At 64.0% G+C, this 20,693-nt stretch carries 17 protein-coding genes and 1 pseudogene; 5 read left to right on the plus strand and 13 right to left on the minus strand.

What is annotated here, in order from left to right; all coding sequences use genetic code 11:
* Nucleotides 1–57: 57 nt before the first annotated feature.
* The 12 genes and pseudogenes from WJU18_RS28015 to WJU18_RS28070 form a co-directional block, all read right to left on the minus strand.
* On the minus strand, nt 58–903 hold the full coding sequence (locus tag WJU18_RS28015; RefSeq protein ID WP_423457391.1) for an ABC transporter ATP-binding protein: 846 nt from the start codon (nt 901–903) through the stop codon (nt 58–60).
* Nucleotides 904–1,090: 187 nt separating this feature from the next.
* Nucleotides 1,091–1,990, minus strand: coding sequence for an ABC transporter permease (locus WJU18_RS28020; protein WP_423457393.1), 900 nt, complete (start codon nt 1,988–1,990; stop codon nt 1,091–1,093).
* Nucleotides 1,987–3,078, minus strand: coding sequence for an ABC transporter permease (locus WJU18_RS28025; protein WP_423457395.1), 1,092 nt, complete (start codon nt 3,076–3,078; stop codon nt 1,987–1,989). Before WJU18_RS28025 ends, WJU18_RS28020 begins: the two co-directional genes overlap by 4 nt.
* Nucleotides 3,075–4,670: an ABC transporter substrate-binding protein gene (locus WJU18_RS28030; RefSeq protein ID WP_423457397.1), complete on the minus strand. Its 1,596-nt coding sequence runs from the start codon at nt 4,668–4,670 to the stop codon at nt 3,075–3,077. Before WJU18_RS28030 ends, WJU18_RS28025 begins: the two co-directional genes overlap by 4 nt.
* Nucleotides 4,671–4,739: 69 nt before the next feature.
* Nucleotides 4,740–6,178: pseudogene (locus WJU18_RS28035) on the minus strand (NAD-dependent succinate-semialdehyde dehydrogenase).
* 84 nt (nt 6,179–6,262) lie between these two features.
* The gene (locus WJU18_RS28040) at nt 6,263–7,906 is read right to left on the minus strand and encodes an ABC transporter ATP-binding protein (protein WP_423457399.1); all 1,644 of its coding nucleotides are present in this window, start codon (nt 7,904–7,906) and stop codon (nt 6,263–6,265) included.
* Nucleotides 7,884–8,747, minus strand: a complete 864-nt coding sequence (locus WJU18_RS28045; protein ID WP_423457401.1) for an ABC transporter permease — start codon at nt 8,745–8,747, stop codon at nt 7,884–7,886. Before WJU18_RS28045 ends, WJU18_RS28040 begins: the two co-directional genes overlap by 23 nt.
* A complete protein-coding gene (locus WJU18_RS28050; protein WP_423457403.1) occupies nt 8,744–9,721 on the minus strand; it encodes an ABC transporter permease in 978 nt (325 codons plus the stop codon). Before WJU18_RS28050 ends, WJU18_RS28045 begins: the two co-directional genes overlap by 4 nt.
* Nucleotides 9,722–9,747: 26 nt before the next feature.
* Nucleotides 9,748–11,331 carry an ABC transporter substrate-binding protein gene (locus WJU18_RS28055; RefSeq protein WP_423457405.1) on the minus strand — a complete coding sequence of 528 codons (1,584 nt, stop codon included), beginning with the start codon at nt 11,329–11,331 and terminating at the stop codon, nt 9,748–9,750.
* 24 nt (nt 11,332–11,355) lie between these two features.
* Complete coding sequence (locus WJU18_RS28060; RefSeq protein WP_423457407.1) at nt 11,356–12,732, minus strand: aminotransferase; 1,377 nt, start codon at nt 12,730–12,732, stop codon at nt 11,356–11,358.
* A gap of 57 nt (nt 12,733–12,789) precedes the next feature.
* Complete coding sequence (locus WJU18_RS28065) at nt 12,790–13,824, minus strand: histone deacetylase family protein (RefSeq protein ID WP_423457409.1); 1,035 nt, start codon at nt 13,822–13,824, stop codon at nt 12,790–12,792.
* Between the two features lie 133 nt (nt 13,825–13,957).
* Nucleotides 13,958–14,983: an AraC family transcriptional regulator ligand-binding domain-containing protein gene (locus WJU18_RS28070; RefSeq protein ID WP_423457410.1), complete on the minus strand. Its 1,026-nt coding sequence runs from the start codon at nt 14,981–14,983 to the stop codon at nt 13,958–13,960.
* Between the two features lie 156 nt (nt 14,984–15,139).
* Here WJU18_RS28070 and WJU18_RS28075 point away from each other — a divergent pair, with 156 nt between their 5' ends.
* Entirely contained in the window at nt 15,140–15,904 is a 765-nt protein-coding gene (locus WJU18_RS28075) for an IclR family transcriptional regulator (protein ID WP_423457412.1), read from the plus strand.
* A 16-nt stretch (nt 15,905–15,920) separates the two neighbouring features.
* Here WJU18_RS28075 and WJU18_RS28080 read toward each other — a convergent pair whose 3' ends face one another.
* Nucleotides 15,921–16,826, minus strand: a complete 906-nt coding sequence (locus WJU18_RS28080) for a LysR family transcriptional regulator (protein ID WP_423457414.1) — start codon at nt 16,824–16,826, stop codon at nt 15,921–15,923.
* A 142-nt stretch (nt 16,827–16,968) separates the two neighbouring features.
* On the opposite strand from WJU18_RS28080, the gene WJU18_RS28085 reads away from it, so the two are divergent.
* The 4 genes from WJU18_RS28085 to WJU18_RS28100 all read left to right on the plus strand — a co-directional run bounded on the left by WJU18_RS28085 (nt 16,969) and on the right by WJU18_RS28100 (nt 20,680).
* Nucleotides 16,969–17,625, plus strand: a complete 657-nt coding sequence (locus WJU18_RS28085) for an FMN-dependent NADH-azoreductase (RefSeq protein WP_423457416.1) — start codon at nt 16,969–16,971, stop codon at nt 17,623–17,625.
* A gap of 239 nt (nt 17,626–17,864) precedes the next feature.
* On the plus strand, nt 17,865–18,560 hold the full coding sequence (locus WJU18_RS28090) for a response regulator transcription factor (RefSeq protein ID WP_423461117.1): 696 nt from the start codon (nt 17,865–17,867) through the stop codon (nt 18,558–18,560).
* Entirely contained in the window at nt 18,557–19,933 is a 1,377-nt protein-coding gene (locus tag WJU18_RS28095; RefSeq protein ID WP_423457418.1) for an ATP-binding protein, read from the plus strand. Before WJU18_RS28090 ends, WJU18_RS28095 begins: the two co-directional genes overlap by 4 nt.
* A 258-nt stretch (nt 19,934–20,191) precedes the next feature.
* Nucleotides 20,192–20,680 (plus strand): tripartite tricarboxylate transporter TctB family protein, encoded by a 489-nt coding sequence (locus WJU18_RS28100; RefSeq protein WP_423457420.1) that lies wholly within the window; start codon nt 20,192–20,194, stop codon nt 20,678–20,680.
* Nucleotides 20,681–20,693 lie beyond the last annotated feature (13 nt).

Raw genomic sequence — 20,693 nt, forward strand, 5'->3', positions numbered from 1 at the left:
GCCGTTGGGTGCGTCCCACCCCAGGGGGGAAGGCGCGTAAGCGACTCAGGGGGAACGTTACTCCAACCATGCGGCCTCCCGGTTGAGAACTGGCAGCTCGCCGCCAGGGTGATCCAGCGAAGGGCGGCAAGCCAGCAAGCCGCGCGTGTAGGGATGCCGGGCATCACTCATTTGCCCTCCCCGCAATTCCTCCATCACCCGGCCGGCATACATCACGAGAATCCGGTCGGCATATCCGGCCACCAGATCCAGATCGTGGCTGATGAGCACCAACCCCATGCCGCGCAGGCGCACCTGCTCGTCGATGAGATCGAGAATGCGGTGGCGCACCACGGCATCCAGGGCCGAAGTGGCCTCATCGGCAATCAGCAGATCGGGCTCAGCCGAGAGCATCATGGCCAGCATCGCGCGCTGCGCCATACCGCCCGACACCTCATGCGGATAAAGATCGGCCACGCGTTTCGGATCGCGGATGTGCACCTCGGCCAGAAGCTCTCGCACACGCTGCTGCAAGCCGGTACGCGGCACCTTGCCGCACAGCTTCAGCATCTCGGCCAACTGCTTGCCGATGGTCATGAGCGGATCGAGCCCTTGCTTTGGATCCTGGACAACCATGCCGATGCGCCGCCCGCGCAAGGCCCGCATGGCGCGAGGCCCGAGCGAAAGCAGATCATCGCCCTGCAAAGCCAGGCGATCCGCGCTCACGCTGGCGCTGGCCGGCAGCAAGCCCAGCAGCGAGCGAAAGCTGATCGATTTTCCTGACCCCGATTCGCCCACCACAGCGACACGCTCGCGGCCCATCGTGAGATTGACACCCCGTACCGCCTCGGTACGGCCCTGCGGCATATCGAAGGCAATCCGCAGGTTCTGAATTTCCAGCAATGGTTTCGTGTTGTCGTTCATCTCAGTTATCCATTACGTAGGCGTGCCCCCCGGCAAGCGCCGCCCCCCTCACCCCACCCCTCTCCCGCGAACGGGAGCAATACCAAAAGGCCACGGAGCAGGCCATCCGTAGGCAGCCGCGGAGTTGGCTTTGCCAGGCCGCTGGCTGCGTCCCCCTTGGGGGAAGGCGCGCCAGCGCCTCAGGGGGTCATTTCTTCTCGACTACGTCGCGCAGCGCATCACCCAGGAAATTGAACCCCAGGCTCAGCATCAAAATCATCAGGCCGGGCAGCGTCGACACCCACCAGGCCTCGAACACGATGGCACGGCCTTCTGCCACCATCGCCCCCCATTCAGGCGCAGGCGGTGGCAGGCCGAGGCCCAGGAACCCCAGGCCAGAAACGATGAGCACGATGCCCGGCGCATCCAATGCCGCGCGCACCAACGCCGAAGGCAGGCACAATGGCAGCGCATGGCGCAGCAGCAACCGCGTGCGGGAAACACCCAGCGCCGTCGCCGCCTGAATGAATTCCGCGCGGCGCAGTGACGCCACTTCAGCCCGCGCCACGCGCGCATAGGGTGGCCAGCCGGTAAGCGCGATGGCGATCACGGCTGTCCACAAACCCGAGCTCAGCGTCGCGGCCACGGCGATCGCCAGGATCAGCCGGGGAAACGCCATGAACACGTCCGAAAGACGCATCAGCACCGCATCGAGCCAACCACCCCACAGACCCGCCGCCGCACCGATCAGCAAGCCCACGGGCACACTGGCCAGCAGCACCATCATCACGATGGCCAGCGTGGGACGTGCCCCATAGACCACGCGGGAAAGCAGGTCGCGGCCCAGCGTGTCCGTGCCCAACAAGTGCTGAGCCGAAGGCGGCATCAACCGTTCGCCCAGAGACTGGGCCACGGGATCAGCCAGAGGCAACCAGGGCGCCAGCAGCGCCGCCAGCACCATGAGCCCGACCAGCACCAAGCCCGCCACGCCGATCGGGTGGCGAAGCAGACGGCGCAGGAACCGGTACGTAGCGCCCAAGCGGGCTTGGGTGCGCGTGGCGGGGGTATCGGTAGACAGCCACCGCGAACAGGAAGAAGCGATGCTCATACGGAACGGGAGCGGGGATCGAGCGCCGCCTGGATCAGTTCGCTGGCAATGTTGACCAGCATGAAAATGGTGCCCACCAGCAGCGTGGCGGCCAGCACCGCAGGGATATCGGCTGCGAACAAGGAATCGGTGATGTACATCCCCAAACCCGGCCAGGCAAACACGGTTTCAGTAAGCACCGCACCTTCCAGCAAATACGCATAGGTGAGCGCGATGATGGCCAGGATCGGGCCGGCCGCGTTGCGCAGCGCGTGGCGCCAGAGGATCGCGCTCTCGGACAAGCCCTTGAGCCGAAGCACCATGGTGTAGTCCTGCCGCAGCTGCCACAGGAGGAAGCTGCGCGTCATGCGTGTCACGAAGCCCATCGCCACCAGACCCAGCAGACTGGCCGGCAGGATCAGGTGTGAGAACGCGTTGCGGAAGGCGTCCCACTCGCCCGCCAGCAGGGTGTCGATCAGCAGCAGATGCGTCACCGCGGGCACGGAGTAGCGGTAAGCCACGTCGAGCCGGCCAGGCCCCGCCACCCAGCCCAGGTTGGCATAGAAGATCAGCAGCCCCACGATGCCCAGCCAGAAAATCGGCATCGAATGGCCCGCCAGCGAGAGCAGGCGCCCCAGGTGATCAGGCCAACGCCCCGCATATTGCGCGCACAGCACCCCCAGCGGAATGCCCAAAAGCACCCCCAGCACGATGGCCACCGTCGCCAGTTCGAAAGTGGCAGGAAAGTAGCGCACGACGTCTTCGGCAATCGGGTTGCCAGTGACCAGTGAGCGGCCGAAATCGCCGCTCAGCATGTCGCCGACGAAAGCCCCGAACTGCCGAGGCAGCGGCTGATCCAGCCGCATCTCGCGCCGCACCTGGTCGTATTGCTCCTGGGATGCCCTATCGCCCACCACGCGCAGCACCGGATCGGTCGGCAGCACCCGGCCCAGCGCGAAAGTCACGATCAGCAGGCCCAGCAGGGTGATGCACGCCGTCAGCAAGGTGGAGGCCAACCAGCGCAGGCGCCGCCGTGCCTTGCCCGGGCCACGCGAGGGCACAGGCACAGCGTCGTCGCTCACCGGCAAGGAGGAGGCCGCGCTGCTCACCGCTTCTCAATCACATGGAAGGCCGTGGAATCGAACGTCACCGCGCCCTTGTAGTTGTGCACGTTGGCGCGCACAGCAATAGGCTCGACTTTTTGCACGATGAAGCTGAAGGGAGAGTCATCACGCAGGGTGCGCTGGATATCCGCATAGATCTTCATGCGCTTGCCGTTATCCACCTCATGCCGCGCGCCCTCGGCTTTTGCCGTGAGCTCCGGAACCAGCCAATGCGCGCGCCAAGGGGCGTTCTTGTTGCTAGAGGTGGCCGCGTTGTCCGTATTGCGGCTGAAAAACTCCAGCGTGGAGCTCGGATCCGAATAGTCCGGCGCCCAGACGAACACGATCATGTCATGCCTGCGTTCGCGGTACGCCGTGAGCACCTGCGCGGGATCAGCCACTTTCAGATCGAGCTTGATACCCGCCTGTGCGAATGTGGATTGAACCGATTGGGCAATCTCGCGGTAGGGGCTTGCCGCCATCACATCGATGGAGGTCGAGAAACCATCGGGCACGCCGGCCTTGGCCAGAAGCGACTTGGCCTTGGCGATGTCCAGCTTGTAAGGCTGCTCGGTCAATGCGCCGTCAGTGCCGCTGGCCACGGCACTCTGGTTCACCTTGTACTGCCCGCGAAAGAGCTGCTTGGCAATGCCTTCATAGTCGATGGCCCAGCGCATGGCCTGCCATACTTCCGGTTTGGCGAACTTGGGGTTGGAGGTATTGACCGCGAGGTAATACACGTTGCCACGCGGAATCTGCACGACCTTGAGCTCCTTCTTGCTCGCGATCGCCTGCACCTGATCGGGGTTCAGATCGGAAGCCACGTCCACATCACCCTTTTCCAGCAACAGGCGCTGTGCGGCGGCTTCGGACACATGGCGCGTAATCACACGCTTGAGCTTTGGTGCAATGCCGCCCTGGTAGCCGGGGAAAGCTTCCATGACCACGGCATCCTTGGCTTTCCACTCCACCAACTTATAGGCCCCCGCACCCGCGGAGCGCGTGCGCAGCCACGTGTTGCCCATATCGCCGTTCTTCTCGTTCGACATCACCAGTTTCTTGTCCACCACCGAAGCGATGGCCGCGCTGAGGGCGCTGAGGATCAGATCAGTGGAATAAGGCTTCTCGAAGCTCAGGATGAGCTTGTCGCCCTCGGCGCGTACGCGGTCCTTGACGTTGCCCTTGTTCCAGCCGAACTGCTTGAGGATGATGGAAGGCTGCTTGTCGAGCAGGATGCCGCGCTGCAGCGAGAACGCCGCATCCTCAGCAGTAAGCGGGTTTCCCGATTGGAACTTGAGCCCCTTGCGCATGGTAAAGACGATCTGCATGCCGTCAGGCGCGGTTTCCCATTTCTCCGCCGCGCCTGGAATGATCTTGCTGAAATCCAGAGGATCATGCTGCACCAGGCGCAGATAGAGGTTGTTAAGGCTATCGCCCGAGGCCACTTCGAAGGCCTCGGCCGGATCCAGAGAGAGGAAAGCGCTGATGTCGCGCGCGATCACCAACGTATCGGCTGGCGTGGCAGCCCAGGCGCTGGTCATGGCCAAACAAGCCGCCAGGGTAGAGGCGCGCCATACTTTCTTGAGTGTGGTGTTCATGATGTCTCCTGTTGTAGATCTATGCGTGCGGGAATGACGATGCTTTTTTCCATGCGGAGGGCAAACCATTCAATCCATCTGCGTCACGAACTTGGTCACGAGGTAGCCATCGAAGGTCTCGCTGCCGCCTTCGCTGCCGATGCCGCTGTCCTTCACACCGCCAAAGGGGGTTTCGGGCAACGCCTGACCGAAGTGGTTGATGTTGACCATGCCGGCTTCGATACCGTTCTGGATGCGCAGCGCGTGGCGCGTGTTGCTGGTAAACGCGTAGGACGACAAACCGTAAGGCAGGCTGTTGGCGCGCTTGATCGCCTCGTCCAGGTCCTTGAAAGGCACACAGGCCGCCACTGGGCCAAAGGGTTCGGCCTGCATGATCTTGGCGTCGTCCGGTGGAGCGGCAATCACGGTGGGCGCGAAGAAGTTGCCCGTTTCACCCAGGCGCTCACCGCCCGTCTCGATGCGCGCCCCCTCGCACGCGCATCTTCCACGAATTCGGCCATCGCCGTCACGCGGCGCGCGTGTGCCAGAGGGCCCATACGGGTATCTGCCTCCAGGCCAGGGCCGACCTTGATGCCGCGGCTGACCTCCGTGAATCGGGCCATGAACCGGTCCCACGCCGGCTCCTCGATATAGAAGCGCGTAGGCGACACACACACCTGCCCGGCGTTCGAGAACTTGAAACCCGCCAGCATGGTGGCGGCGCGCTCCACATCCGCGTCGGCGCACACAATCACAGGCGAGTGGCCGCCCAGTTCCATGGTGATGCGCTTCATGTGGGTGCCAGCCAGGGCCGCCAGTTGTTTGCCCACAGGTACCGAACCCGTGAAAGAGACCTTGCGCACGATGGGCGACGAGATCAAATACTCGGACACTTCATGAGGCACACCCCAGACCACGTTGAGCACGCCCGGCGGCAGGCCAGCTTCGTGGAACAGGCGGGCAATCGCCACCACCGCGCTCGGTGAATCCTCTGGCCCCTTGATGACGATCGTGCAGCCGGCCGCCACGGCCGCCGCAATCTTGCGGATCGCCTGGTTGTAGGGAAAATTCCAGGGCGTGAAGGCCGCGCATACGCCAATGGGCTCACGCAGCACAAACTGGCGCACATTGGGCAGACGCGGCGGGATCACGCGGCCGTAGATGCGGCGGGCCTCCTCGGCATGCCAGTCGCAATGGTCGGCGCAGCGCAGCACCTCTCCCACCGCTTCAGCCAGCGGCTTGCCTTGATCCAGCGTGATGTTCCTGCCGATCTCCTTCGCGCGTTCGCGGCTGAGCTCCCCTACCTTGCGCAAGATGGCTCCCCGCTCCACGGGCGACACATGGCGCCAGGTAGCGAAGGCTCGTTCGGCCGCGGACAGTGCGCGGTCCAGATCGTCACGCGTGGCATGCGGCAGTTGACCGATCGTGTCGCCTGTGGCGGGGTCCAGCACGGGCTGCAGCGTGCGGCCACCGCCTTGGACGAACTCACCGTCGATGTAAAGCGCGAGGTTTTCGTATGAGTTGGACATGAAACAAGGTCTCCTGGGTAAATTCGAGGACGTTCAGCCTGGGCAGGGGCGAAAGAGCGCTGACGCGCTCCGCTTGCCACCGTTTCAGGCCAGGACGGGCGCGGTACGCTCCATATCGCGCTCCCAGGCCTGGCCCGGCATGGCCGCAAACAGGCTGCGCGTATACGGATGGGCGGGCGCGCGGGCGATGGCTTGAACGGTGCCGGTTTCCACGATGCGGCCCTTGTGCATCACGGCGATGCGGTCGCAGATCTGGCTGGCCACGCGCAGGTCATGGGTGATGAACAGCATGGACAGTCCCAGCCGCTCGCGCACTTCGCGCAGCAGGGTCAGCACCTGCTGCTGAACAGACACATCCAGCGCCGACACGGCTTCGTCGGCCACGATCAGGCGCGGCTGCATCACCAGCGCCCGGGCAATACCGATGCGCTGGCGCTGGCCGCCACTGAACTCGTGCGGAAAACGGTTCACCGCGCTCGGATCCAGGCCGACCATCGCCAGCACGTCCTGCATCCGGCGCTCGGCCTCCGCGGGAGGCACGCCGCAGAGAATGGCGTTTTCCGTCACGATGCGGCCCACGCGATGGCGCGGATTCAGTGATGCGAAAGGATCCTGGAAGATCATCTGGATCTGCGGACGCAGCGCCTTGAGCGCACGGCCCCGGAGGGCCTGAACAGGCTCGCCATTGAAGACGATCTGCCCGCCGTCCACGTCCAGCAGACGCATCACGCATTGGCCCAGCGTGGTCTTGCCGGAACCCGATTCACCGATCAGCCCGACGGTTTCACCTTCGCCGATCTCCAGGCTGACCTCGTCAAGCGCCTTCGTGCGCCCGCGCCCGCCAAAAAGGCCTTGGCCTCGCGCGCGATAGCTCTTGCTCACGCCTTCGATCCGCAGCAGCGGCGCCGGCCGTGCGGAAGCCTCGTCCATGGTGTCGCGCAGACGGGGCACGGCGTCGATAAGACGGCGCGTGTAGGGATGCTCAGGCTGGCGCAGCACCTGCGCGGCCGTGCCACTTTCCACCACCTTGCCCTGCTGCATCACGACCACACGGTCAGCAATGTCCGCCACAACCCCGAAATCGTGGGTAATGAAGAGCACGCCAATACCATGCGTGGTCTGCAAACGCTTGATGAGCGCGAGGATCTGCGCCTGCGTGGTCACATCCAGCGCGGTCGTGGGCTCGTCCGCGATCAGCAGCTGCGGCTCCAGCGCCATGGCGATCGCGATCACCACACGCTGGCGTTGCCCGCCGGAAAGCTGGAAGGGGTACCGATGGCGCAGGGTCTCCGGCTCGGGCAGGCTCATCTCCCGCATCAGTTCCAGCACCCGGCGCTCGCGCACGTGCGCATCACGCTCGCCATGGACGAGGAGTACCTCGTCGATCTGCTCGCCCACGGTCATGACGGGATTCAGCGCCGTCATCGGTTCCTGGAAGATCATGCCCATGCGCGAACCGCGCATGCGGCGCAGGCTTTCAGCGTCCAGCGACAGCAGGTCTTCACCTGCCAACGTGATCTCGCCGCTCTTCACGCTCAGCACCGGCGGCAGCAGGCGCATCACGGCATTGGCCATGACCGATTTACCCGAGCCGGATTCCCCCACCACGCACACGGTCTGGCCCGCGGGCACGTCCAGTGAAACATCCTGCACGGCAAAGACGCGGTCGCCTCCCGCAGGCAACGCGACGCTCAGATGGCGAATGCTAAGCAATGTGTGTTCGCTCATGCATTCCCCCTTGGCGCCGGCGCGGACTCAAGGCCTGATTGAGGGCGTCGCCCAAAAGGTTCAAGCCCAGCACAGTGATGAAGATGGCCACACCGGGTACCGCCGAGAGCCACCAGCTTTGCAGCAGCGTCGTGCGGCCCGCGCCGATCATGAACCCCCAGGAGATCATGCTGCGGTCGCCCAGCCCCAGGAAGCTGATGGCGGATTCCAGCAGAATGGCCGTAGCCATCATCAGGGAGGCAGCCACCACGATGGGAGACAGCGTATTGGGCAAGATCTGCCGGAACACGATGCGTGCGCTGGATTGGCCGCCGAGCACCGCCGCCTTCACGAAATCGCGCGTTCGCAGCGAAAGAAATTCGGCACGTACCAACCGCGCCACCGAAGGCCAGGAGATGACGCCGATAGCGCCCACGATGGAATACATTGAAGGGCCGAAGATCGCCACCATCAGCAGCGCCAGCAGAAAGCCTGGAATAGTCTGGAAGATCTCGGTGAAGCGCATGATGAAGTCGTCCACCCAGCCGCCGTAGTAGCCGGCCACCGCGCCCAGCACAGTCCCCACGATCACCGCGACCGCCGTGGCCACGATGCCGATCAGGAGCGACACGCGCGCCCCGTGTGCCACGCCGGCAGCCACGTCACGGCCCAGCATGTCGGTACCCAACGGAAAACCGGGGCTGAAAGGCGGCAGATTGGGATCGGTCACCATCGCCCACGGATCACCGGGATAGAACCAGTGCGCGCCCAAGGCCAGCACTGCGATAGCCAGCAGCATCAGCGCGCCGACCGCGCCAGCCGGCTGGCGCAGAAGGCGGGTCAGAAAGCGGTCGTGATTCATACTTGAAGTTCGATGCGCGGGTCGGCGAGGCTGTAGAGAAAATCAGCGATCAGATTGAAAATCACCACCATCACGGAACTGACGAAGAACACGGCCAGCAGCAGGTTGTAGTCGCGCTGGAACAGCGCGTCGAAAGCCAGGCGGCCAATGCCGGGCCAGGCAAACACGGTCTCGATCAGCACCGAACCGCCCAGGATGTGGCCGGCCTGCAAGGAAACGAAAGTGATCACGGGTAGCACCGAGTTGCGCAAGATGTGGCGCCGCCAGACCCTCCCTTCGGGCACCCCCTTGGCACGCGCAGTCTTCACAAAGTCCTGATCCATTACCTCCAGGGCAGCCGCGCGCGTCACCCGGGTATAGATCGCCACATAGAACAGCCCCAGCGTCACGGCGGGCATCAACAGATGCTTGGCCACATCCAGCACGGCCTCCCAGCCCGTGAAATCCGCCCCCACGGTACTCATGCCATAGGGAGGCAACCAGCCCAGCTTCATCGAGAACACCACGATGGCCAGTAAGCCGATCCAGAACAGCGGCATCGCGAAGAAAACCAGCGAACCCGCCGTGATGAGCGTATCCAGCAGGGAACCCGCGCGCCGGGCCGCCGCGATCCCCAGGCTGACCCCCACGGCCACCGAAAAGACGAACGCGCTGAGCGTGAGCAGCAGGGTCGCGGGCAACTTCTCCAGCACAATCTCCTTCACCGGCCGGTTCTCGCGGTAGGACTCCCCCAGATCGAAGCTCAGCAACTGCTTCATGTAGGTGAGCAACTGCACCGGAACAGGCTTGTCCAGGCCATATTCCTGGCGGATGCGCTCTACGAAGCCGGCATCCACCGCGCCGGCCTCACCCGCCAGGATGGTGGCAGGATCGCCTGGCGCGGCGCGAATCAGCGCGAAGTTGATGGCGATGACGCAGAGAATGACCAGCACCGCCTTGAAGCAGCGCCGGGCCAGGAAAAGAAGTCGGTCCATGCAGGGCCTGGAAGGTTCCGGTGGTGTTACTTGCCGATCCAGACGTCGGCGAAGTTCTCATTCATGCCGAGGCCGGTCGTGATGAGGTTCTTCACCTTGGTGCGGTAGACGGTGGGCATCACCATCTGGTGCGTCCAGAGGATCGGCAGATCCTTCGAGAGCTGTTTCTGCAACTGCGAATAGAGCTTGGCGCGCTCGGCCTTGTTCGTCTCCTGCTCGGCCTTGATCAGCAGCGCATCCACCTCCTTGTTGACGTAACCGTCGATGTTCGCCGCCGTGCCGCGGTTGAGCTGGTTGGTCGACAGATAGGTCTGGCTCACGCCAATGGCCGGGTCACCCAGCAGATAGACGAAGTTGTAGGCCAGATCGAAGTCGCCTGAAGACGCGCGCGAGAACCAGCCCGGCACATCGGTGGCCACGATGGTGGTCTTGATGCCCACCGCATTCAGGCGTTCGCGCGTGTATTCAGCCAGGCGCTGCCAGGTTTCGCCATAAGGCAGCGGCAACAGGCGCAGGGTCACACGGGTACCGTCAGCCCCCGGCTTGAGGCCCATTTCATCGAGCAATGCCTTCGCGCGGGCGGGGTCATAGGGGTATTTGGTTTCCACGCTGGTGTCGCGGAAGACGTAGCCCGCGGGGAAGGGGCCATTCACCGGCTCGCCAAAGGTCGAGAAGATGTTCTTGATGATGAACTGGCGGTCGATGGCATGTGCGATGGCTTGGCGGAAGCGCAGGTCGCCCAGCGGCTTGTTGCGCAGGTTCATGTTCAGAAAGCCCACGGGCTGCAGGAACTCCCAGCCGGCCTTGGTCAGGCCAACGCCAGGGGCGGCGGCCAGGCGCGCGATCTCGAAGTTCTCCACGTCGCCGGCACGGATGGCGTCGACCTTCCCGCTTTCGAACGCGATGGAACGGCCCACGGCATCCGGCACGATATGGAAAAAGAGGTTGTCCAGGTGGGGCTTGCCCTTGTCCCAGTAGTCGGCGTTCTTCACCAGCTTGATGAATGCGCCGCGGCGCCATTCGCCGAGCTTGAAGGGGCCCGTGCCCACGATGGTGTTGTTGACCTGCGTGGTGCGGTAGTCGGTCACGCCTTCGTAGAGGTGCTTGGGCATGATGGTGCCGCCCGTGGCCTCGAAGATGTACATGAAGGCGGGATAGGGCTGCTTGAGGGTGAACACCACCGTCAGTTCATCCGGCGCGTCGATGGATGCCACCTGCTCCATGATGAGCTTGGTGCGTGCGAAGGTGACCGGCAGGTACTGCTTGAAGCTGAACAGCACGTCGGCCGAGGTGAACGGTTTGCCGTCGTGCCACTTCACGCCAGGGCGCAGCTTGAAGGTGTACACCTTGCCATCGGGCGAGATCGTCCAGGACTGGGCCAGACGAGGAATCGGCTCCAGCTTGGGCGAGAGGGAGATCAAGCCCTCATAGATCTTGCTGCCCACGAAGGAGCTCGGCCCCAGCTTCGCGTTGCCCAGGTTGATGCCCGGCGGCTCCGGGTTCACGATGAGGTTGAGCGAACCGCCGTCACGCGGCGCCTGGGCAAGCGCTACGCTGGCGAGCAAGGCGGCGCCCAAAGCGAGCGCGAATCGGCGGAAAGCTTTTTTCATGATTCCCCTTGTGTTTGAAGATGGTCAGGATTTGGTGCCGAACTGCGCCTGGGCTTCGTCCAGCGCCTTGGCCAGGCCGTCCACGAGTTCGTCGATCTGCTGGCGCTCGCTGATCAGCGGCGGGCACAACGCGATGCAGTTGGCGATGGCGCGCACGATTACGCCGTGCTCCATGGCTTTGTTCTGGATCCATGCACCGGCGGCGGCCTCCGGCGGGAAGGGCTTCTTCGCCACCTTGTCGGCAGTGATTTCCACCGCGGCCAGCAGCCCCCGGCCACGCACTTCGCCCACCAGAGGATGGCTGGCGAGCGTATTCAGGCGTTCAAAGAAATACGGCGAAAGCGCCTGCACATGCTCAACGATCTTGCGCTCCTGGTAGATCTTGATCGTCTCCAGTGCCACGGCGGCCGCCACCGGGTGGGCAGCATAGGTCAGGCCGTGGGCGAAGGCGCCGATCTTGCGGCTGCCGGCTTTCAGTACATCGTTGATCTGGTCGGTCAGCAAGAGGCCCGAAATAGGCAGGTAGGCGCTCGAAAGACCCTTGGCCACGGTCATCATGTCGGGCTTCAGATTGAAGGTGTTGCTGCCGAACATCTCACCGGTACGGCCGAACCCGCAGATCACTTCGTCCACGATGAAGAGCACGTCGTGTTTGCGGAGAATGGCCTGCACACGCTCGTAGTACCCTTTGGGCGGTACGATCACGCCGCCCGAGCCGTGGATAGGCTCGGCGATGAAGGCCGCCACGGTCTCGGGACCTTCCTTCAGAATCATCTGCTCCAGGTTGTTCGCCAGGCGCTCCACGAACTGCTCTTCGCTCTCGCCCGGCTGGCCGAAGTGGTAGTAGCTCGGGCAGTCGGTGTGCAACACCTGCGGAATGGGCAGATCGAAATCCTTGTGCACATGCACCAGGCCCGTCAGGCTTCCGGAAGCCACGGTCACGCCGTGATAGCCATAAAGGCGCGAGATGATCTTCTTTTTCTTCGGACGGTTCAGCTGGTTGTTGTAATACCAGACCAGCTTCACCGCCGCATCATTCGCCTCGGAGCCCGAGTTGGCGAACAGCACATGGTTCAGCCCTTCGGGGGCGATGCCCGTGAGCGCCTCGGCCAGCGCGATGGCCGGCGGGTGCGAGCGGTGGTTGAAGAGATGGTAGTAAGGCAGCGCGTTGAACTGCTTCATGGCGGCATCGACCAGCCGCGGCTCCGAGAAGCCCAGCGAGGTGCACCACAAACCCGACATGCCCTCCAGATAGCGGTTGCCGTTCTCATCCACCACATAGCAGCCGTCGCCACGGGTGATCACCACCGGGCCGCGCGTGTCATGCGCGTCGAGGTTCGAGTAGGGATGGACCACGTGCGCGACGTCCTTCTGCCAGTTTTCGCTGCGGGTAGTGCTCATGAAGAATTTGTCCTGGTGTCTTGAAGAAAGGAATCTGAAGAATCAGAATCTGCGAAATCAACTGGCGTTGCGGGCGCGCATGTAGCCTTCGAGGAAAGCTTCGAGGTTCTCGCCGAGCTTCTCGACGAGATAGCCCCCCTCCTGGATCAGCACCACAGGGCCGCGATAGGCGCCGATGCGCTCGCCCGCGCCGCGAAAGCCCTCGGTGCTCACGGCCAGGTCGGAAGAAGGATCGCCCTTGAATGGATCAAATCCCAGCGACACCAGCAGCGCCTTGGGCTCGTACGACTGGATCGAGGCCATCCCCTGATCAACCGCATCCAGCCAGGCCGGGTCTTCGGATTTCAGCGGCAGCGGCAGATTGAGGTTGTGCCCCTTGCCCTCGCCTTCGCCGCGCTCATCGGCGTAGCCCGCGTAGAAAGGAAACAGCACATTCGGATCACCGTGCACCGAAACGAAGTGCACGTCGCCGCGCTGATAGAAGATCGATTGCGTGCCGTTGCCGTGGTGTGTGTCGATATCCAGGATCGCTACGCGGCCCAGCTTGCGGGCCATGTAGTTGGCCGCAATCGCCACGTTGTTGAGATAGCAGAACCCGCCGCCAAAATCGGCATAGGCGTGATGCCCCGGCGGACGGCACAGCGCATAGGCTTCACGCTCGCCCTCCAGCACCAGCCGGCTGGCTTCCAGCGCGGCATGGGCCGAACCCACGGCAGCGGTCCACGTGCCCTCAGCCAGCGGAGAGGATCCGCCTGCCAGGTAGTAACCCACCTGCCCTTGAATGCTCGAGGGACGGCGGCGGGAGGTGTAGTGGGCGAATGCGTGCGGATGAATCAGCGGCGTGGCATTCGGCAGTTCGCGCCAACGCTCGTGCGCGGTCGACAGAAACTCCAGATAGCCCGCATCGTGCACAGCGGCGATCCACTCCAGATCCCAACCCTTGGGCGCCACTTCTTCGTGGCCTTGGGCAAGCAATTGCTTGAGCAACGCATCGGCGCGCGCCGGCGACTCGAGATTGGCGACCATCGTGCCGCGCACCACGATCTGTTCGGGCGCATGCTGGCGGTGCAGAGGAGAGAAAGTGAACTTCACGGCGATTTCCTGATGAGGTCTGGACAGCGTATCCAGAGCCTCCGGAAATGAATTGACGGATCACGACAATCTGCAGCGACTGCTGCCCGCTCATCCCCTCAACGCCAACCTACGGCAAACCGGTGCAGCCTCTTCAAATCGCCAGCGCGGCCTGCCTGAAGGCCCTGGGACTCTGCCGCGTGTAGCCGCGGAACGCGCGCGTGAAGGCGCTGGTTTCGCTGAAGCCCAGTTGCTCGGCGATGTCCGTCACGGGCAATCGGCTTTCGGTCAGCATGTGCTGCGCGGTTTCCATGCGCACCTGCGCGAGCAGCGGCTGAAAACTGATGCCCTGTTCCTTTAGCCGCCTTTGCATGGTGCGCGGCGTCACACCGAAATCAGTGGCGGCATGCTCCAAAGTCGCCTGCCCTCGGCGCACGGCATGCGCCATCCAGGCGCGCAATGCATCGCCGAGCAGATCATGCCCATTGCACTTCGGCATCAGGCTTTCCAGGTGCGCGCAAAATTCCGCATAGCGTCCAGCGTCTGCGGTCGGGATAGGCTGCGCCAGCAGCCGCGAGGAAAAACACATCGAGGTGTTCTGCGCTCCGAATACCACGGGGGCCTGGAAAAACGCCCGGTACGGCGCCTGCTGCCGTGGCGCCGGGGCGGCCAGCGTCACATGCTCCAGCATCCAGGACTCGCCCACGGTCCTGCGCAGCGAGCGGCAAACCTTGCCCAGCGTATAGGCCGCATCCTGGAGCCGGTCGCCGACAGCCTGATCGTGAATGTCGTAAATCAGCTGCGAGGTGCCCTGGCCATGGACCAGTTCCACCCGTGTGCCCGTCTGCCCCACAGGAAAGTAGCGCGCCAGGGACTGGAGCGCATCGCCTATGGTGGAGGCATAGAGGAAAAGGCCGCCAAAGATGGTGTAGGGCGGCGCCTGCCCCGCATCAGCCATCTCCAGCCCCAGATGGGTGCGCCCGCTCTGCTCGGCCGCGCTGGAGAGCATGCGCGTATAGCCCAGCAGCGAGGTCTTGCTCGCCTCCGCCGATGGCCTCAAAGGCCACGCAGACACGGCACCGGACATCGGTCGCATGTCGCGCAAGAGGGAATTCATGAGATGGGTGGCCACGCGATTGGCTTCAGCACTGATCGCGCCCACCACGAGTCGAGTAGTCATTGCAGCAGTTTCCGGTTTGGTGAGTCACAGCCGGATCGTTTCACTTGGTTCCGCAAAATGGAACTTCGGTTTTATAATTTGCAAATTCGATTCCAGCATTAGGGCAAACCCCGGGGTTTGGTCCCGGCCGGTTCTCCAGCACAATTCGCGCCAACCATGAACAACACCCTTGTCAAGGGCCTGGCCATCATTGAGCTGCTGGCCCATAGCGACCGAGCGCTGGGCCTGACCGAAATCGCCATCGAGCTCGATCTGGGCAAAAGCAACGTGCACCGCCTGCTGCAGGCGCTGGTCGAAGCCCGCTTCATCCTCCGCGACGAGCGCAGCGGCCGTTATGCGGCGGCCATCAAGCTATGGGAGCTGGGCTCGGCCGTGCTGTCCAAGCTGGATCTGCGCGTGCATGCCGAGCAGATCATGGATGAGCTGCTGGCCCTCACGCAGGAAACAGTCCACCTTTCGGTGCTCGACGGCCACGAAGTGGTCTACGTCCACAAGCTCGACAGCCCCAATCCGGTGCGCGCCTACACGCAGATCGGCGGACGCGCCAGGGCCCACTGCGTGGCCACGGGCAAGGCCATGCTGGCCTTCTTTCCGCCCCCGGTGCTGGAGCGCGTTTCGCAGCAGTTGGAAGCCCGCACGCCCAGAAGCATCACCGACCCCCAGCAATTCCTGCAGGAAATGGCGCGCATCCGCAGCCAGGGCTATGCAATCAACAAAGGGGAGTGGAATGAAAACGTCTGCGGTATCGCCTCTCCCGTGAGCGACGCCAGCGGCCAGGTGGTGGCCGCGTTAGGCCTGTCAGGCCCCAAGGAGCGCTTCAAGCCCGCGCAGATCAAGGCCTTCGCCCCCTTGGTCGTGAGCGCCGCGGCACGCATGTCGCGCCAGCTGGGCGCGCGCACCTCCCTGCCTGCTCTGCGTTGAACCGTCAAAGGCCCTCTCAGGGCGCGTCCACCTTCAGCTTTTCGGCCAGAAAATCCAGCAGGTGCCGCACCGAAGGCACCAATGCACGGCGCGGCGGGTACATGGCGTGCACGATACCCACCGGCGGCTCCCAGCCCGGCAAGACCTCAACAAGCCGGCCCGCGCGCAGATCTTCCCGGCATAAATAGTCGGGCAAGATCCCGGCGCCCACGCCGCCCAAGACCGCAAAGCGTAATGCGGACAGATCATCGGCCAGATAACGTGGCGGAGCGGGCACATACAGAAAACCCTCTCCTTCAGGCCCCGTCAGCATGGAGCCCGCATGCGCATCGCCTGCGGACATGCAGACGGCATCGAGCATGCTCAGATCCTGCGGCCCCCGCAGCGCCTGCTGCCGCCTCAGCACCTCGGGCGCGGCCACCAGCATGCCCCGGCTGATGCTCAAGGTACGAGCCGCCAGCGTAGCGCTGTCCTCAATCACCGTGCGCACGCGCAGTGCCATGTCCATTCCCTCTTCAACCGGATCCACGGGCCGGTTGAGCACGTGCATCTCGATCTGCACGCTGGGGTAGCGTTGCATGAACAACGGCAGCAACTCGCCCACATCGCTCTGCGCCAACCCGACGGGGCAGCTCAACCGCACCACGCCCTGTGGTTCCCGGAGCACCTGGGCGACAGCCTCGGCGCCAGCCTCCGCCGTGTCGCGCACGCCGATGCAGTGACGCAGATAGATTTCGCCCGCGGGTGTGAGAGAAAGCCGGCGCGTGCTGCGCTGCAGAAGCTGCACACCCAACTGCGACTCCAGCTCCGCCACCCGGCGCGACAACCGGGATTTGGGCACCCTCAGGACGCGGCTGGCGGCCGTGAAACCGCCGCGTTCAGCCACCTCCGCAAAGAAGAGCATGTCGTTGAGGTCAATCATGGATGGATTGTCCTGTTCATGAACACAGTCTATTCCAAATTTGCCATCTTATCGATGATTGGATCCTCAAATAGACTTTATCCATACCCTACTCCCCTGTCATCAAGGCAGCGGTCCCGACAAGCTTCAATAAGGAATCATCATGAAACTGCTTCACGTAGACGCCAGCATCCTGGGCACCCAATCTGTCTCGCGCCTGCTCACGGCCGAGATCGTGTCGCAATGGCTGGCCCAGCATCCGGGCGCCACGGCCGAACATCTCGATCTGGCTGTGGACACGCCCAACCACTTCAGTGCCGATGCCTTGGGCATCAAGCTGGGTCAGCCAGCCGAGCCCACCGAGGCGCAACAGCGCGAGAACGCCGTCTCGGAACGGCTGGTCAGCCAGTTCCTGGCGGCCGACGTGATCGTGGTCGGCGCCCCGCTCTACAACTTCTCCATTCCGAGCCAGCTCAAGGCCTGGATCGACCGCCTGGCGCAAGTCGGCCGCACCTTCAAATACACCGATAAGGGTTCCGTCGGCCTGGCCGGAGACAAGACAGTGATCGTGGCCTCCAGCCGCGGCGGCGTCTACTCGACGACGGAGGCAGGCCGGGCCCTGGAGCACCAGGAAAGCTATTTGCAGGCGGTATTTGGCTTCTTCGGTATCACGGATGTGCGCTTTGTACGCGCTGAAGGCTTGGCGCTGGGAGAAGCAGCCCGAGCCGCCGCCCTGGCATCGGCCCGCAACGATATCCGCGTGGTCACGGGCAGCACGGCCGAAGCGGCCAACCAGGCGCATGGCACATTGGCGGCTTGATTCGCCGTCCGCCCCACAAAAAAGACCCCCACGCTTTCCCGCTTCGCGTGGTCCGCTGCCCCCCGAGGGGGCGCTTTTTTGTCTTGGGGCGGCCCGGCAACAAAAAAACGCCGGGGGAAACTCCGGCGTTTTTTGTTGTCTGCGAGGCATTCGGCCGCGACGCCGCTACTATGCGCGGTTCCTGCCCCATTTGCCTGAACATGATTGCGCCCCCCATCACCGCCCCCACCCCGTCCATGATGTGGCGTTGCCTGGTGATCGAAGACGATCTGGAAAACGCCCGCTACATCGCTGACGGGCTGCGCGCGCAGGGGCACGTCGCCATCATCGCCAGCGAAGCGCGCGATGCGCTGCAGCGCGCGTCCGGCGAGCACTGGGATGTGGTGGTTCTCGACCGCATGCTGGGCCCGCAGGTGGATGGGCTGCATATTCTGCACACCATGCGCGGCCTGGGATTGCGCACGCCGGTGCTGGTGCTCTCGGCCTTGAGCGCGTTGGACGAGCGCGTGCGGGGCCTCAAGGCCGGCGGCGATGACTACCTGACCAAGCCATTCGCCTTCTCCGAACTGTTCGCGCGCATCGAAGCGCTGGTGCGCCGCACCCGCACTGGCGACGAAGCCAAGGCACTTCATCTGGGGGGCCTGCGCCTGGATCTGGTGCACCGCACGGTACACCGCAACGGCAGGGCCATTGCGCTCAAGCCGCGCGAATTCCGGCTGCTGGCCTACCTCCTGATGCACGCGGAGCAGCCGCTGACCCGCACCATGCTGCTGGAAGCCGTGTGGGACTACCGGTTCGATCCGCAAACCAACCTCATCGACGTGCAGATCAGCCGGCTGCGCCAGAAACTGCAGGCACCGGGCGAAGAGCCTTTGATCCACACCGTGCGCGGCGTGGGCTACCGCATCGGCCTCCATCCCGAAGGCCACGCTTGACCAAAGGCCGCGGTCTCTGGCGATCCACCGGCCTGCGCCTGGCGGTGTTCTTCGGCTTTCTGGTGCTGGTCGCCGTGCTGTTCACGCTGTCGCTGGTGTACATCCAGGTGTCAGCAGTCCTGCACCGCAACGTCGACCGTCAGTTGCAGCAGATGCAGGAGCGCCTCACGCTGCAGTACGCATTCGAAGGCCCCGAAGTGACGGCCCAGACCATCCGCCAGGTGCTGCACGACGGGCGCGACACCGACCTGGAATTGGTGCTGCTCACCACACCCAGCCGGCGCTACCTCGCGGGCAACATCGACGTCGAATCCCTGCCTCCGCTGGCCACCATGGGAGCAGCGGTGAGCCAGCTGAACCTGAGCGCACAGACCGTGCATGCCCGGCTGATCGCCCATTCGCTGCCGGATGGCGCGCTCCTCGTCCTGGGGCACGATTTGCGGGAACTGCGGGACATCGAGTCCACCCTGGCCACCGCCAGCCTGGTGGCGGGCCTGTTCTCGCTGTCATTGGCGCTGATCGGCGCATGGCTTTTCCGGCACGAACTGGGCCGAAGCGTGGACGCGCTGCACCAGACCATCACCCGCATCGCCAGCGGCCAATTGCATGAGCGCGTGCTGCTGGAAAACACGCCCGACGACGAATTCGCCCGGCTGGAGCAGGATTTCAACCACATGCTCGACCGCATCGAGCAGCTCATGGACGGCGTGACCCACGTTTCCGACGAGATCGCGCACAACCTGCGCACCCCCTTGACCCGCCTGCGCCTGCGGCTGCAAGCAGCTCACGACACGGCCCCCGGCATCGCCGACCTTCGCGGGGCCCTGCAATCGGCCATGCACGACATCGACGACCTGAGCCGCGTGCTGGACAAGCTGCTGGCCATTGCCCAGGCCGAATCCGGCACCCGCCGCGCGCCGTTCGCGCCCACGTCATGGGAGGCCATCGGCGAAGATGTGGTGGAACTGTATGAAGCCCTGGCCGAGCACGAGGGCGTCGCCCTGCTCTGGACATGCGAGCATCCCGCCCCCGTGCTGGGCGACCGGCACCTGCTCGCCGGCGCCCTCGTGAATGTGGTGGACAACGCCATCAAATATGGCGGAAAAGGCGCGCATGTGGAGGTGTGCTCGCGCGTGTTCATGGAAGAAGGCACCCTCTGGAGCGAGCTCGTGGTGCGAGACGACGGCCCTGGCGCCCCGCCGGAGGCCATCCCCGCGCTCGGCCAGCGCTTTCTTCGCCTGAGGCCGGAACTGCCCGGCCATGGCCTGGGGTTGGCCAGCGTGCAAGCGGTGATGCAGCTGCACGGCGGCGGCATGCGGATCGAGCCCGCCAATCCTGGCCTGCGCGTGGTGCTGCGGCTACCGGCGCCCTGACCTGTGCGCCTCCCGATCCCGCGGGAACCTTGCATACCCTTGTCATGTAGCCCATAACGGGCCTGCACCGGCGAATGCAGCCGCCAGCCCCACCCTAAAGCCACCCATAGCTCCCATTTATATAGCAAAAGAGCATCCATCATTACCGTTTGGCAATGATCTGGTCACACACCAAGCGCCGGCCCGAATCTAAGATTTTCGTCTCCCCATGACAACCCACCGTGGCCCTTGCGCAGGGCCCATCAGGAGACTTTTGCCTTGAAGATTCACAGCCAGAGAGATTTCACCGCGGGGCTGCTTTTCAGCGCCTTCGGCGTCGCCTTCGCGTGGGGCGCCACCACCTACACCGTAGGCTCAGGCGCCCGCATGGGACCGGGCTACTTCCCGGTGATCGTGGGCGCGCTGATCGCGCTGCTGGGCGCGCTGATCACAGCGCGCTCGCTCATCGTGCATACCGAAGACGGTGAGCCCATCGGCTCCATTGCCTGGCGTCCGCTGATCTTCATCATCGGCGCCAACGTGCTCTTCGGCGTGCTGCTGGGCGGCCTGCCCAGCATCGGCTTGCCGCCCATGGGGCTGATCGTGGCCATTTACGTACTGACCCTGGTCGCGAGCCTCGCGGGCGACCAGTTCCAGTTGAAGCCCGTGCTGATCCTTGCCACGGTCTTGGCCGTGGGCAGCTATCTGGCCTTCGTGGTCGCGCTGAACCTGCAATTTCCCGTATGGCCCTCGTTCTTCGTGAGCTGATCGTTCCGCCCAC

Origin of the sequence: Ottowia sp. VDI28 (assembly GCF_049532675.1) — a bacterium.
GTDB lineage: Bacteria > Pseudomonadota > Gammaproteobacteria > Burkholderiales > Burkholderiaceae_C > Ottowia.

Bases quoted from the DNA above. Each gene is read 5' to 3' on its own strand.
- WJU18_RS28060 (WP_423457407.1), bottom strand. From the start codon at position 12,732: ATGAGCACTACCCGCAGCGAAAACTGGCAGAAGGACGTCGCGCACGTG.
- WJU18_RS28020 (WP_423457393.1), bottom strand. From the start codon at position 1,990: ATGAGCATCGCTTCTTCCTGTTCGCGGTGGCTGTCTACCGATACCCCC.
- WJU18_RS28055 (WP_423457405.1), bottom strand. From the start codon at position 11,331: ATGAAAAAAGCTTTCCGCCGATTCGCGCTCGCTTTGGGCGCCGCCTTG.
- WJU18_RS28070 (WP_423457410.1), bottom strand. From the start codon at position 14,983: ATGACTACTCGACTCGTGGTGGGCGCGATCAGTGCTGAAGCCAATCGC.
- WJU18_RS28040 (WP_423457399.1), bottom strand. From the start codon at position 7,906: ATGAGCGAACACACATTGCTTAGCATTCGCCATCTGAGCGTCGCGTTG.
- WJU18_RS28015 (WP_423457391.1), bottom strand. From the start codon at position 903: ATGAACGACAACACGAAACCATTGCTGGAAATTCAGAACCTGCGGATT.
- WJU18_RS28090 (WP_423461117.1), top strand. From the start codon at position 17,865: ATGTGGCGTTGCCTGGTGATCGAAGACGATCTGGAAAACGCCCGCTAC.
- WJU18_RS28045 (WP_423457401.1), bottom strand. From the start codon at position 8,747: ATGAATCACGACCGCTTTCTGACCCGCCTTCTGCGCCAGCCGGCTGGC.
- WJU18_RS28075 (WP_423457412.1), top strand. From the start codon at position 15,140: ATGAACAACACCCTTGTCAAGGGCCTGGCCATCATTGAGCTGCTGGCC.
- WJU18_RS28085 (WP_423457416.1), top strand. From the start codon at position 16,969: ATGAAACTGCTTCACGTAGACGCCAGCATCCTGGGCACCCAATCTGTC.
- WJU18_RS28050 (WP_423457403.1), bottom strand. From the start codon at position 9,721: ATGGACCGACTTCTTTTCCTGGCCCGGCGCTGCTTCAAGGCGGTGCTG.
- WJU18_RS28030 (WP_423457397.1), bottom strand. From the start codon at position 4,670: ATGAACACCACACTCAAGAAAGTATGGCGCGCCTCTACCCTGGCGGCT.
- WJU18_RS28080 (WP_423457414.1), bottom strand. From the start codon at position 16,826: ATGATTGACCTCAACGACATGCTCTTCTTTGCGGAGGTGGCTGAACGC.